We start from the raw sequence: 13,589 nt of genomic DNA on the forward strand, positions 1-13,589 counted from the left end.
CGTCCGATCCTCTTCATTCTCCAGTTTGCCGAACCGGCGTGAACTGGCGCCGGGTGACTTCATGAAAGCCTTGTCCCATCTCCTCTTGGCGCTGGCCTGGATTGCGGCGCTGCTGTTTTTCCTGGCCGGTGGCATGCTCTCCTACGAAGTGGCCGCGCGCTACCTGTTTGTCGCCCCGACCATCTGGGCTGCGGAGCTGTCGCAGCTCTGCCTGATCTGGGGCACCCTGATCGCGATGCCCTGGCTGCTCTCGGCCAACCGCCATATCGCGGTCGATGTCCTGACCGAGCGCCTGAACCGGACGGGTCGCCGGCTGTGCCAGGCACTCGCCATGACCGCCATCGCCGCCTTCAGCGCGGTTGTCGCCTGGAAGGGCGGGGGCATCTTCTATGAGTCCTTCGAACGGGGCCGGACCACCGGATCCATGCTGGACCTGCCGATCTGGATCTCGGAACTGGCGGTTCCCGTCGGATTCACGCTCCTTTTCCTGCAGGCCCTGATCGAAATCGGCAAGGCGATGCGCGGCATCGAGCCTGGAGATGCCGGTTCGCACGATGGTGCCGCCACATGACCGTGATCCTGATCCTTGCGGCGCTGTTCGCGCTGTTGCTCATTCGCGTCCCGGTGGCCTTTGCGCTGGGCGGTCTCGGTCTTGCCATGCTGGTGCTCGGTGGATTCTCGCCGCTGATGGCACCGCAGGCGATCCTGTCGACGCTGGACGGGTTCATCCTGCTGGCCGTGCCGTTGTTCCTGTTGATGTCGAACGTCCTGTTGAAGGGCGGTGTCGGACGGGACCTGTTCGCGGCCGTTCATGCCTGGGTCGGCCACTGGCCGGGCGGCCTGGCGGTGGCGACGATCCTGTCCTGCGGCATCTTCGCCGCCATTTCCGGGTCCTCGGTGGCGACAGCGGCGACAATCGGCACCGTTGCCATCCCGGAAATGATCGGCAGGGGTTACCAGAAACGATTCGTTTACGGCCTGCTGGCTGCAGGCGGCACGCTTGGAATTCTCATTCCGCCCTCCATTCCGATGATCGTCTATGCCTTCGTCACCGAACAGTCGGTGCTCGATCTGTTCCTGGCCGGGATCGGCCCGGGCCTGCTGCTGGTGGCAATGTTCATCGTGTTCTCGATGATCTACGCGCGCTGGTTCGGCGGTTTCAAACCTGAGCCCGCGACCGGGTGGAACGAGCGGGGTCTCGCGACGCTTCGTGCCTTGCCGGCCGTGTTGCTGGCCGGTTACGTGATCGGCGTGATCTATACGGGCGCGGCAACGCCGACCGAAGCGGCGGCCCTGGGCCTTGCCGGAGCGCTGGTGATCACTCTGGCCATGCGGCGCCTGACTTTCAAGGCCTTCCGGGAAGCGATCTTCGACAGCATGGTCACCACGGTCGCGATCCTTTTGATCGTCGCAGGCGCCAAGGTGTTCGGCAAGGCGATCACGCTTTACCGGATCCCGCAGGACATCTCGGTCTTCATCAGCCAGACCATCGACACGCCGCTCACCTTCATTGTTGTTGTCTCGATCGTGCTTCTGGTGATGGGCCTGGTGTTCGAGGCGCTGTCCATGGTGCTGATCATGACGCCCGTTCTGCTGCCGGCGGCCCTGGCGCTGGGCATCGACCCGGTCTGGTTCGGTGTCTACATGGTGGTGATGGTCGAATGCGCGCTGATCACGCCGCCGGTCGGGCTCAATCTCTATGTCATCCAGTCGGTTGCCAAGGCGGGTCTGACGGATGTCTCGCGGGGTGTGCTGCCGTTCCTGTTGCTCATGCTGCTCTCGGTCGTGATCCTTTATGTCTGGACCGACCTGGCGCTCTATATTCCCTTCAAGCTCTGAGGTTATTGGAAACATGCCGTCTCCGGCCGAAACGCTGCGCGCCCTTCTGGCGCTGGACAAGCTTCATGTCATGCCCTGCTGCTTTGATGCCCTGTCGGCCAAGCTGATCGAACAGGGGGGCTTCGATCTGACCTTCATGTCCGGTTTTGCCACGTCCGCGTCGCGGATCGGTCAGCCGGATCTCGGGCTGATGTCCTATGCGGAAGTGCTCGACCAGGCGCGCAACATCACCGAATCCCTCACCATCCCGCTGATTGCCGACGGTGACACCGGCTATGGCAATGCCATGAATGTGCGGCGCACCGTCTCCGGTCTGGCCCGGGCCGGGGCGGCTGCCGTGATGATCGAGGACCAGGTGGCGCCGAAGCGCTGCGGCCACACGCCGGGCAAGGCGGTGGTCGGCCGGGAAGAAGCCTTCGACCGGATCCGGGCGGCCGTCGACGCGCGGGAGGCGGGCGCGGACATCCTCATCCTGGCGCGGACCGACGCGCGTCACGAGCACGGGCTTGGCGAGGCTATCGACCGGGCCGCAAGGTACAAGGAGCTCGGGGCGGACATTCTCTTTGTCGAGGCGCCCAAGACGGTGGCCGAGATGCAGGAGATCTGCCGGGAACTGCCCGGGCCGAAAATGGCGAACATCGTCGAAGGCGGCGAAACCCCGGAGCTCTCCCACAAGGAGCTTCGGGACATCGGCTACGCCATCGCCGCTTATCCGCTGACCCTGATGGCCAGCGCGATGAAGGCGATGGTGAAGACCCTGGACCAGCTCAGGTCCGATCAGGACCGGACACCGGACCTGATGGATTTCAAGGAACTCAGGCAGCGGATCGGCTTCAACGACTATTACGAGGTTTCGGCACAGTACGAAACATCGAAGCGGAGCTGACGGCGCGAATCCGCGCGGACCCCGATCGCTCCGACGAGCTGCGGCATGATCAGCTTGGCGCCACTCGGCGTTGGATTTATTGCGGCCGGAATGCTAGACCCTGCGCCACTTGGAATCTGTAACGGAAAACTTGAATGCAGGGCGAGAGACGCCGAAGACCTTCGCTGTCGCTGCCGATCCTGCGGACATCTCGCGATCAGCACCGGAACGGCACACTGACGCTCGGCAACTTGCTGTCTGCCCTGGGCGAGACCTCGTTCGGCTGGGCAATCGTGCTGTTTTCCCTGCTGACGCTTCTGCCGTTGCCGCCCGGCTCCTCTCTCATTACCGGTCTGCCCGTGCTGGTCACCACGTTCCAGATGGTGCTCGGTTTCCCGCATGTGAAACTGCCTGGGCCGCTCGCGCGCCTGAAGCTCGACCACACCAAGCTGAGGCGGACGATGGCGCGCATGCGTCCCGTCACCCGCCGGCTGGAGCGCATGCTGATCCAGCGCTACGAGGGTCTGTTCGCTGCGAGAAACGAACGTACGCTCGGGTTCGCGCTCTTCGTGATCGCGTTCACGCTGTTCCTGCCCGTGCCGCTCAGCGGCTGGTTTCCCGCAACGGCGCTGTTCATTGCCGGCGTCGGCATCGTCGAACGCGACGGGCTGGTGGTCATCCTGGGGCTTCTGCTGGGTCTGGCAGCGGTTCTGCTCACCGCCGCCATCCTGACCTCGATTGCGATCAGCACGAACGCGCTGATGGTTTGAGCTAAGTGTGGGGAAAGCGCGTAAAGTGCGCCGACAGTTGCTTTGCGTTCAGTGTCACCCCGGACGACCGAAGGGAGATCCGGGGCCCACTCATTTCCAGAGCAGCCGAACTATGCACTACCTCCTTGAGACAAGGTCCACAGCTTCCGCAAGCTGCGATGCGAGTAGGCCCCGGATCTGCGCTGCGCTTGTCCGGGGTGACAGCTCTTGAAGAAGCGCAAGGACTGTTGAGGCGGCAATTCACGGAAATCCGCCACCTTCCTTGACTCTCGGTCCTCTTTCAGGCATATCCCCGCCAACTCCATACGAGTGACCGACAATTCAATCCGCCGACCGGGACCCGCACAGGTGTAAAGAGTGCCCGGAGGTCAACACCCGACAGCGCGATGCGCCCTCGGGTGCCAAACTGCTTTGCATGAAGCAGCTCCGGTTGGATTTGAGCGGCGGTCGCCCATATGGTTCGGGAGATTTCCCGAAACGTTCAATGCTCAAGGACTTCTGATGTTTGAAAGCCTGTCCGATCGACTAAGCGGTATTTTCGACAAGCTCACCGGCCGCGGTGCGCTGTCGGAAAACGACGTCAACGAGGCGCTGCGCGAAATCCGCCGCGCGCTGATCGAAGCTGACGTCGCGCTGCCGATCGTGCGGTCGTTCACCGACAAGGTCCGCAACCGCGCGGTTGGCGCGGAAGTGGTCAAATCGGTGACACCGGGCCAGATGGTCGTGAAGATCGTTCATGACCAGCTGGTGGAAATGCTCGGCACGGAAGGCCAGCCGATCGACCTGAACGCCCCGGCACCGGTGGCGATCATGATGGTCGGCCTGCAGGGCTCCGGTAAGACGACGACCACGGCGAAGATCGCCCGCCGCCTGACCCAGCGCGACAAGCGCAAGGTGCTGATGGCCTCGCTCGACACCCGCCGCCCGGCGGCGCAGGAGCAGCTCAAGGTGCTCGGCGAGCAGAACGACGTCGACACGCTGCCGATCATCGAGGGCCAGGGCCCGGTCGAGATCGCCAAGCGGGCCATGTCCGCCGCCAAGCTGGGCGGCTATGACGTGGTCATGCTCGATACCGCCGGCCGTATCCATATCGACGAGCCGCTGATGGTGGAGATGGCCGATGTCAAGGCCGCCGCCCAGCCGCATGAAATCCTGCTCGTTGCCGACAGCCTGACCGGTCAGGACGCCGTCAACCTGGCGCAGAGTTTCGACGAACGCGTCGGCATCACCGGCATCGCGCTCACCCGTATGGATGGTGACGGCCGCGGTGGTGCCGCATTGTCGATGCAGGCGGTCACCGGCAAGCCGGTCAAGCTGATCGGGACCGGCGAAAAATCAGACGCACTGGAAGATTTCCATCCGAAGCGGATCGCCGACCGCATTCTCGGCATGGGCGACATCGTCTCGCTGGTGGAAAAGGCGGCCGAGGCCATCGACGCGGAACAGGCCGCGAAGATGGCGAAGAAGATGCAGAAGGGTCATTTCGACCTGGACGATCTCGCCGAACAGCTCAAGCAGATGGAAAAGCTGGGGGGCATGTCCGGCATGATGGGCATGCTGCCGGGCGTCGGCAAGATGAAGAAGCAGATCGAGGCGTCCAACATCGATGACAAGATGTTCAAGCGCCAGGTTGCCATCATCCAGTCGATGACGCCGACCGAGCGCAAGAAGCCCGACCTTCTGAAAGCCAGCCGCAAGAAGCGCATCGCCGCCGGGTCCGGCGTGCAGGTGGCCGAGGTCAACAAGCTTTTGAAGATGCACCGCCAGATGGCGGACATGATGAAGAAGATGGGCAAGGGCAAGGGCATGCTCGGCAAGCTGATGGGCGGCATGGGCGGCGGCATGCCGGATGTCGATCCGAAGCAGCTCGAGGAAATGGCCAAGTCCGGGCAGTTGCCCGGCGGCATGGAGCTGCCGAAAGGCTTGCCCGGTGGCCTTGGCGGCGCCGGCCTGCCTCCGGGAATGCCGGGTCTTCCGGGCCTCGGCGGTCCGAAACTTCCCGGCCTCCCGGGCATGGGCAAGGGCAAGAAACGATGAGCGAAGCGGAATCCCGGTTGGGAGACAGCGCCGCGCTTCAGGAGCTGAAGGCCCTGCGGTCTTCGATCGACAACATCGACGCGGCGCTGGTTCACATGCTCGCCGAACGGTTCAAGTGCACCCAGAAGGTGGGTGTCCTGAAAGCCACCAACGACCTGCCGCCGGCCGATCCGGCGCGGGAGAAGATTCAGATCGAACGGCTGCGTCAGCTTGCCTGCGACGCCAATCTCGATCCTGACTTTGCCGAAAAGTTCCTGAACTTCATCGTTCGGGAAGTAATCCGGCACCACGAAGCCATTGCCGCTGAAGCCGGCAACTGAAAAAACTGGAGAAATAGAATGGCTACGAAAATTCGCCTGGCACGCGGCGGTTCCAAGAAACGCCCGTATTACCGCATCGTCGTCGCTGACATCCGCTCCCCGCGCGATGGCCGCTTCATCGAGAAGGTCGGTTCCTACGACCCGATGCTGCCGAAGGATTCCGAAAACCGCGTGCAGCTGAATGTCGAGCGCATTCAGTACTGGCTCGACAACGGCGCAAAGCCGACCGACCGCGTGCATCGTTTCCTGGACACCGCCGGCCTGCTGAAGCGCGAGCCGCGCAACAACCCGAAGAAGGCCGAGCTGGGCGCCAAGGCGAAGGAACGCGTGGAAGCCAAGCGTCAGGCTGAAGAAGAAGCTGCTGCAGCCGCTGCCGAGCCGGCGGAAGAAGCCGCTTCCGAAGAAGCTGCTGCCGAATAAGCAGATGACCCTGGACGCACCGGTACCTGTGACGGAGACCTTGTGACATGTCGTCAGACGATCAGAAGGTGCTCATGGCCAGGATCGGTGCCGCCCACGGCATTCGCGGGGAAGTGCGGGTCAAGCCGTTCGGCGACGATCCGCTCTCCTTTGCCGATTATGGCATCCTGACCACGAAGGACGGCAAGCGGTCCTTTGAAGTGGAAAAGGCGCGGGTGCAGAAGACGGTTGTGGTGACCCGGTTCAAGGGCATCACCGACCGCAACCAGGCCGAGGAGCTGAACGGGACCGAGCTCTATGTCTCCCGTGACCAGTTGCCCGAACCTGACGAAGACGAATTCTACTATTCCGACCTGAACGGTCTCGACGTCATCGACCAGGGCGGCGACACGCTCGGCAAGATCGTGGCGGTGCAGGATTTCGGTGCCGGGGACCTACTCGAGATCCGGCCAAAGCGCGGGCGAACCTTCTACATCCCGTTCACGAAGGAGTTTGTGCCCGAGATCAGCCTGGACGAAGGACTGGTGCGGGCGGACCTGCCGGAGGACTATTTCTCTGAGGGAGCCCCGGAGCCTTCCGAAGACGCGCCCGACAAATAGCGCGTGCGCACGGGCTCAAGCCCCATCTGACCCAGATCGAGATCTTCTTGCTGGCTTTCCTCACGAACCGCCTGGCGGGTCTCGGAGCGGATCAGCGCGATCAGCGCGACAATCAGGGCAACGCCGATCCCGTTGGCAACCGCGTCCTGCAGGGACATCTCGTGATGCGGCAGAAAGCCCTGGACGACTTCGCCGCCAAGCCCCATGCCGAAGGCGACGACAGCGGAGATGCGCAGCCGGCAGCAGAACAGCGCGTGGATCGAAAGGGTCAGCAGCGCGAAGAAGCCGATATGGATGACCTTGTCATAGGGGTGGCCGACGCCGGTGTTGAACACCAGGCCAACCAGCACGCCAAAGGTCATCAGCGCGGCCAGCGGCAACACGCGGCTCAGGGAAATGTCGAGATAATGCCGATCGACATAGGTCTGGATGAACCCGGGAAGGTTCAGACGAAAGACTGGAAACTTGGCCACGATAAAAGACCCGATTGAAACGCTCTTGCCACACTAGGGACGGAGCCTTAATCAGAGCTTTCCGTTTGAAAATTACCTTGTGAAAATCACAGGAATTCATCGAACTGGGTAAACGGACCTTTAACCAAAAGGTCATTTTTGAATGAAATCAGGATTTTAGCGGGAAAACAGCTGCCCCATGGCTTTCAAGGCGACCATTCTGACGCTTTATCCGGACATGTTTCCGGGGCCGCTCGGCCACAGCCTGTCCGGCCGCGCGCTCGACAAGGGCCTGTGGCAGCTGGAAACCAGCCAGATCCGCGACTTTGCCACTGACAGGCACCGCTCGGTCGACGATACGCCGGCGGGCGGCGGCGCCGGCATGGTGCTGCGTGCCGATATTCTCGCAAAAGCCATCGATGCGGCAGCGCCGGAAGAGGATCCGCGGCCGAAGCTCCTGATGAGCCCGCGCGGGGAGCCGTTCACCCAGAAGCGCGCCCACCAGCTCGCCGAAGGCCCGGGCGCCGTGATCGTCTGCGGCCGCTTCGAAGGCGTCGACCAGCGGGTGATCGATGCGCGGAACCTCGAAGAAGTCTCCATCGGTGACTACATCCTCTCCGGCGGCGAGATCGGCGCCATCACGCTTTTGGACGCCGTCATCCGGTTGATCCCGGGTGTCATGGGCAACATGGAAAGCGCGGACACGGAAAGCTTCGAGACCGGCCTCCTGGAACACCCGCATTACACGCGGCCCGCGGAATTCGAGGGCCTGACGATCCCTGAGGTGCTGACCTCGGGCAATCACCAGAAGATCCACGAATGGCGCATGTCGGAAGCCGAACGGCTCACCCGCGACCGCCGCCCGGATCTCTGGGACGCCTATATGGCGGACGAGGACGACGTGGATTGAGGGCCTAGGTATTTTTCAAGATCCGGTGAATCTCCGTATAGGTACTCAAGATTTCTTTGGTAACAGTCTCTAGATTTTTCGTATTCTTTATCACTAATTCGTTTCTCTGGAATGTAGTCCTCAAAAAGAACGGGCCCTTCTTCAGTCCTTGCTCCAATTGAAGTTTTTACCCGGTTTTGTGTGGCTTCAGAAAGACATGATTCATATGTAAATTTGTTTGTTAGATTGATTCCGTATCTGGATTCTATTGAACATGCGCTAACCAGAGAACTAACAAATGCAATAGAAAATAAACGAAGCATTCGATTAAGAAGAACAGATAGCAACATGCCGACCTCAAAAAATCTTATGAAAAGATCCTAATTGCCACGAGCGACGCAAATGAGGCGTGACTGCAATTTCGAAAGCTTCGTGCACATTGGTAGATGACACTCGGCCAAAAATCCTGTATACGCGCGCCGAAGCTGGGTGAAGTTATGTCTTCCGTTAGGAGGACCTGCTTCCGGGGACTCGGTCCAACGTCAGGAAAGTGTTCAGGAAATCCGGCGGATATGCAAGCATGGCCCAAAGTCGGTGAACCCGTTTCCGGCCTCGAACCGGACAACGCTCTGACCGCTTTGTAATTGAAAAGGGAAATATGCCATGAACATCATCGAGCAGCTCAATGCTGAGGAAATGGCGAAAATCGAAGAGCAGCGCAAGCTGCCGGAATTTTCTCCGGGTGACACCGTGCGCGTGAACGTGCGCGTCACCGAAGGTACCCGTACCCGTACCCAGGCTTATGAAGGTGTCTGCATCGCCCGTTCCGGCGGCGGCATCAACGAGAGCTTCACGGTGCGCAAGATTTCTTACGGCGAAGGCGTCGAGCGTGTCTTCCCGGTCTACTCCCCGATGCTGGAAGGCGTGGAAGTTGTCCGCCGCGGTAAAGTCCGCCGCGCGAAGCTCTACTACCTGCGCGACCGCCGCGGCAAGTCCGCCCGTATCGTGGAAAACACCAATGTCCGTTCCAAGCGCCTCAACGAAGAAGTGCGCGCGGAAGTGTCTGCTGCCAAGGCGGCTGCAGCCGAAGCCAAGCAGGCTGCAAAGGATGCGGCCGCAGCTGCTGCTGCCGCGGATTCCGCAGCAGAATAAGCAGAACCGGCGAAACGGTTTTCGAAAGGCGGCCCGATGGGCCGCCTTTTTTGTTTCTGGCTGTGGCGGGTCAATCCCAGTTGAATTCAGCTCAACTCGGAACGCTTGACCTTGAAGCGGCGCTGCGTCATTCACTAGCTACGATAAACGAGGATAGACCCTTGCGGCATGACGCGCCGCGACAGGGCATCACCGGGCGAACCGCAAACCTTAACGGGTTTGACGACGGCCCGGCTGGACTGAGGAGAGACCCATGGCCAAGGCACGCACGCTTTACGACAAGATCTGGGACGACCACGCGGTCGACATGCAGCCGGACGGCACCGGCCTGCTCTATATCGACCGCCACCTGGTGCATGAAGTCACCAGCCCGCAGGCGTTCGAAGGCCTGCGCATGGCGGGCCGCAAGGTGCGCCAGCCGCAGAAGACGCTGGCCGTGGTCGATCACAACGTGCCGACCACCGACCGCCGCCACGGCATCGACGATCCGGAATCCGCGCTGCAGGTCGAGACGCTGGCCAAGAATGCCGCCGAGTTCGGCGTCGAATACTATTCCGAGCTGGACATGCGCCAGGGCGTCGTTCACATCGTCGGTCCGGAACAGGGCTTTACCCTGCCAGGCATGACGATCGTGTGCGGCGACAGCCACACGTCGACCCACGGCGCTTTCGGCTCGCTGGCCCACGGCATCGGCACTTCGGAAGTGGAGCACGTTCTGGCCACCCAGACGCTGATCCAGAAAAAAGCCAAGAACATGCTGGTGAAGGTCGAGGGCAAGATCCCGGCCGGGGTCACCGCCAAGGACATCGTGCTGGCGATCATCGGCAAGATCGGCACCGCCGGCGGCACCGGCTACGTCATCGAATATGCCGGCGAAGCGATCCGCTCGCTGTCCATGGAAGGCCGCATGACGGTCTGCAACATGTCGATCGAGGCCGGCGCCCGTGCGGGTCTGATCGCGCCGGACGAAACCACCTTTGCCTATATCAACGGCCGGCCGAAGGCTCCCAAGGGCGAAGCCTGGGACATGGCGCTGGCCTACTGGAAGACGCTTCATTCCGACGCTGACGCCTATTTCGACAAGGTTGTCGAGCTGGATGCCGCCAACCTGCCGCCGATCGTTTCCTGGGGCTCGTCGCCGGAAGATGTCGTCTCCGTCGAAGGCGTGGTGCCGAATCCGGATGATATCCCCGAGGAAAACCGCCGCGACTCCAAGAAACGGGCTCTGGAATACATGGGCCTGACACCGGGTACGAAGATCACCGACATCAAGATCGACCGGGCCTTCATCGGGTCCTGCACCAACGGCCGTATCGAGGATCTGCGGGCGGCCGCGGCCGTCGTCGGCAAGCACAAGGTCGCGCCCCATGTCAGCGCCATGGTGGTGCCGGGCTCCGGGCTGGTGAAGGAACAGGCGGAAGAGGAAGGTCTCGATCTCATCTTCAAGGAAGCCGGTTTCGAATGGCGCGAGCCGGGCTGCTCCATGTGTCTGGCCATGAATGCGGACAAGCTGGCGCCGGGCGAGCGCTGTGCCTCGACCTCGAACCGCAATTTCGAGGGCCGCCAGGGTCACAAGGGCCGCACCCATCTGGTGTCGCCGGCCATGGCGGCGGCGGCGGCGATCGCAGGGCATTTCGTCGACATCCGGGAGTGGACTGTCAACTGATTCGATTGATGAATCCGCGATTTCAGGGGCGCCTCAGGGCGCCCTTTTTCGTGGCAATCGTAAAACTGCCATAGTGACGCAGGGGAGCTCGTTTTTGCGCAAATGATTCATGTATTTAAGAAAAATCCTTTGCCAGAAAACGCCTTTCAACAACTGTGGTCAGAAATGAATTAACCGGGCTTCACAAGACTGTCACCTCGGCACTACAATACTCCCGTCACAAAAGGACTGTTCCGCTGTCCGATTGACCGGGCATCGGGCCATCCTGACGGATGATCCTGCTTTCCCGTGATGCCGCGGGAATGCAGGGTGATCGGACTTTGATAGTTGGAGCAGTCCGGTTTCCTGTCGTGGGGAAGGAATGCTCTTGAAGTGAGGAGCGGAAGGTGACGATAGCGGTTTCGTCGGGGGCTCATCCGGCGTTGGTGCTCAACGCGGATTACCGGCCTTTGAGCTACTACCCCTTGTCCTTGTGGAGTTGGCAGGACACCATCAAGGCAGTGTTTCTGGATCGGGTGAACATTGTCGCGGAATATGACGCGGCGGTCCGAAGTCCGAGCTTCGAGTTCCGATTGCCCAGCGTCGTCTCGCTCAAGAGCTTCGTCAAACCCAGCCGATACCCTGCCTTTACCCGCTTCAACGTCTTTCTCCGCGACAAATTCCAGTGCCAGTATTGCAGCTCCAAAGAAGAGCTGACCTTCGACCACCTCATTCCGCGCTCGAAGGGCGGTCTCACCACCTGGGACAATGTCATCACCGCCTGCTCCCCGTGCAACCTGCGCAAATCCAACAAGTCCTGCCAGCAGTTGAACATGTGGCCGATGCACATGCCCTTCCAGCCAACCATCCAGGACCTGCACAACAACGGTCGCGGATTTCCGCCGAACTATCTGCACGAGAGCTGGATGGACTTTCTCTACTGGGATACGGAACTGGAACCCTAGGGGCGCCACGGGCGGTCGACTTCGGTTCCGGATTCGGCAGGCTTGCCGGATTACGGGAGCAACTGTGTCCCGTTTCTTCCCTGCGCTGTCCGGGACACGCAAATCGGAATGCCCGTCGCGAAAATTAATGACTTGTTAATCTTTCCTGTATGATCCGGTTAATAGATTAGGTACATTTCTGTAGTAACTGTCGGGAAAATCTCGAGGCAGTTATGCGTTATTTGCACTCATTCAGATCCCTGACGAAAAATTTCCTTGCCGAAAGCAGCGGATCTATACTGCCGATCTTCGGCCTCATGGTCATCTTGATGCTGGTGATTGCAGGGGGCGCGTTTGACATTTCACGCACGGTGAACGCGCGCGAGAAGCTTTCCTATGCCATCGACGCAGCGGCACTGTCGGTTGCGGCCGACCTGTCGACAACCGTCATGTCGGACGCCGAGATCACCCAGGCACTTGAGGATTCCTTCCGCGCCAATCTCAGCCAGGCGGAATTCCTGGACGACGTGATCGTCAATCTCGAATTCGACGTGGATCCCGAAAACGGCACGATCGAGGTCTGTTCGTCGGCCATGCTCGGCACCTATTTCATTGACCTCGGAGGCTACGGCAAGGACGCCCTCGGACCGGACGTCCTGGGCTTCGGCACCTGTGGCAGCGTGACGTACTCGCGGTTCGACGTTGAGCTGGCCCTCGTTCTCGACGTTACCGGATCCATGCGCAACGACATGGATACGCTGCGGGATGCCGCTGACGGCCTGGTCGACATCCTGATCCCGGACGGGACCGACGAGGAAGACAGCAAGGTCCGGATTTCGCTGGTCCCCTACAGCCAGGGCGTCAATCTCGGGCCCTATGCCGACAAGGTCAAGGGAGATGCCTACGGCTATTCCGACGGTAGTGACTGTGTCACGGAACGCCAGGATTATGACGACGGCAGCGAAACCTTTGAGGTGAAATACACGGACGATCCGTACGACTATTACGACGAGACGGATCCGCCGCCGGCGGCGACATTTTACGGCGGGGGCAGCAACCGCTGCTCCTCGGTTTCCGAAATGATCCCGCTGACGGCCGATCGAGAGGTTCTTGTGGATGCGATCGCGGCCCTTGACGACAATGGCGGTACCGCGGGTCAGACCGGGGTTGTCTGGGGCTGGAACAGCCTGTCGCCGTTTTATGCCGAGGTCTGGCCGACAGACAGCAAGCCGGAAGCCTACGACAACGACGATGTGCTCAAGTTCGCCATCATCATGACGGACGGCGACAACAACCGCTACTACGAGTTCGTCGAGGAAGAAGAGAACTGCGGCTGGCAATACTCCTGGAGCGGCTGGCGCTGGGAATGCAACACGGTGACCGTGAATGACTGGCGCGAACGCGGCGAAAGCGAGAGCTACTCAAACACCTCGTCGACCGATCAGCGCGCGCTCTGCGAGGCGATGAAGGAAGCCGGTATCGAGATCTTCGGTGTCTATTTCGGCTCCAACAACAGCTCCGCCGGTTCGCGGAACATGCAATCCTGTGCAAGCGACGGCAATTACTACCAGGCGACCAGTGCGGATGAACTCATCAATGCGTTCAGCAACATCGCCAAAAAGATCCAGCAGATCTTCATTTCCAGCTGACCGAACGG

Annotated in this window: 14 protein-coding genes; 13 read left to right on the forward strand and 1 reads right to left on the reverse strand. The window is 60.9% G+C overall.

Annotated elements, in window-relative coordinates; all coding sequences use genetic code 11:
- The first annotated feature begins 61 nt into the window (after positions 1–61).
- The 8 genes from O6760_RS07655 to rimM all read left to right on the forward strand — a co-directional run bounded on the left by O6760_RS07655 (position 62) and on the right by rimM (position 6,850).
- Complete coding sequence (locus tag O6760_RS07655) at positions 62–571, forward strand: TRAP transporter small permease (protein ID WP_269584890.1); 510 nt, start codon at positions 62–64, stop codon at positions 569–571.
- Complete coding sequence (locus O6760_RS07660; protein WP_269584891.1) at positions 568–1,839, forward strand: TRAP transporter large permease; 1,272 nt, start codon at positions 568–570, stop codon at positions 1,837–1,839. The genes O6760_RS07655 and O6760_RS07660 overlap by 4 nt, the downstream gene beginning before the upstream one ends.
- Before the next feature lie 13 nt (positions 1,840–1,852).
- A complete protein-coding gene (locus tag O6760_RS07665) occupies positions 1,853–2,725 on the forward strand; it encodes an isocitrate lyase/PEP mutase family protein (RefSeq protein WP_269584892.1) in 873 nt (290 codons plus the stop codon).
- 134 nt (positions 2,726–2,859) lie between these two features.
- Positions 2,860–3,474, forward strand: coding sequence for an exopolysaccharide biosynthesis protein (locus O6760_RS07670; protein WP_269584893.1), 615 nt, complete (start codon positions 2,860–2,862; stop codon positions 3,472–3,474).
- A gap of 501 nt (positions 3,475–3,975) precedes the next feature.
- Positions 3,976–5,511 (forward strand): signal recognition particle protein, encoded by a 1,536-nt coding sequence (gene ffh, locus O6760_RS07675; RefSeq protein WP_269584894.1) that lies wholly within the window; start codon positions 3,976–3,978, stop codon positions 5,509–5,511.
- On the forward strand, positions 5,508–5,831 hold the full coding sequence (locus O6760_RS07680) for a chorismate mutase (RefSeq protein WP_269584895.1): 324 nt from the start codon (positions 5,508–5,510) through the stop codon (positions 5,829–5,831). Before ffh ends, O6760_RS07680 begins: the two co-directional genes overlap by 4 nt.
- 18 nt (positions 5,832–5,849) lie before the next feature.
- Positions 5,850–6,251: a 30S ribosomal protein S16 gene (gene rpsP, locus O6760_RS07685; protein WP_269584896.1), complete on the forward strand. Its 402-nt coding sequence runs from the start codon at positions 5,850–5,852 to the stop codon at positions 6,249–6,251.
- A 47-nt stretch (positions 6,252–6,298) separates the two neighbouring features.
- Positions 6,299–6,850, forward strand: coding sequence for a ribosome maturation factor RimM (gene rimM, locus O6760_RS07690; RefSeq protein ID WP_269584897.1), 552 nt, complete (start codon positions 6,299–6,301; stop codon positions 6,848–6,850).
- On the opposite strand, the gene O6760_RS07695 is transcribed toward rimM, so the two are convergent.
- Positions 6,799–7,323, reverse strand: coding sequence for an antibiotic resistance protein VanZ (locus O6760_RS07695; RefSeq protein ID WP_269584898.1), 525 nt, complete (start codon positions 7,321–7,323; stop codon positions 6,799–6,801). The genes rimM and O6760_RS07695 overlap by 52 nt on opposite strands.
- A 178-nt stretch (positions 7,324–7,501) precedes the next feature.
- Here O6760_RS07695 and trmD point away from each other — a divergent pair, with 178 nt between their 5' ends.
- The 5 genes from trmD to O6760_RS07720 all read left to right on the forward strand — a co-directional run bounded on the left by trmD (position 7,502) and on the right by O6760_RS07720 (position 13,581).
- The gene (gene trmD, locus O6760_RS07700; protein ID WP_269584899.1) at positions 7,502–8,212 is read left to right on the forward strand and encodes a tRNA (guanosine(37)-N1)-methyltransferase TrmD; all 711 of its coding nucleotides are present in this window, start codon (positions 7,502–7,504) and stop codon (positions 8,210–8,212) included.
- A gap of 642 nt (positions 8,213–8,854) precedes the next feature.
- A complete protein-coding gene (gene rplS / locus O6760_RS07705) occupies positions 8,855–9,343 on the forward strand; it encodes a 50S ribosomal protein L19 (RefSeq protein ID WP_269584900.1) in 489 nt (162 codons plus the stop codon).
- Positions 9,344–9,596: 253 nt separating this feature from the next.
- Positions 9,597–11,009: a 3-isopropylmalate dehydratase large subunit gene (gene leuC, locus O6760_RS07710; protein ID WP_269584901.1), complete on the forward strand. Its 1,413-nt coding sequence runs from the start codon at positions 9,597–9,599 to the stop codon at positions 11,007–11,009.
- Positions 11,010–11,395: 386 nt separating this feature from the next.
- Positions 11,396–11,953 carry an HNH endonuclease gene (locus O6760_RS07715; protein WP_269584902.1) on the forward strand — a complete coding sequence of 186 codons (558 nt, stop codon included), beginning with the start codon at positions 11,396–11,398 and terminating at the stop codon, positions 11,951–11,953.
- Positions 11,954–12,165: 212 nt separating this feature from the next.
- Positions 12,166–13,581 carry a TadE/TadG family type IV pilus assembly protein gene (locus tag O6760_RS07720; protein ID WP_269584903.1) on the forward strand — a complete coding sequence of 472 codons (1,416 nt, stop codon included), beginning with the start codon at positions 12,166–12,168 and terminating at the stop codon, positions 13,579–13,581.
- The last annotated feature ends 8 nt before the right edge of the window (positions 13,582–13,589 follow it).

The organism is Roseibium sp. Sym1 (assembly GCF_027359675.1).
GTDB lineage: Bacteria > Pseudomonadota > Alphaproteobacteria > Rhizobiales > Stappiaceae > Roseibium.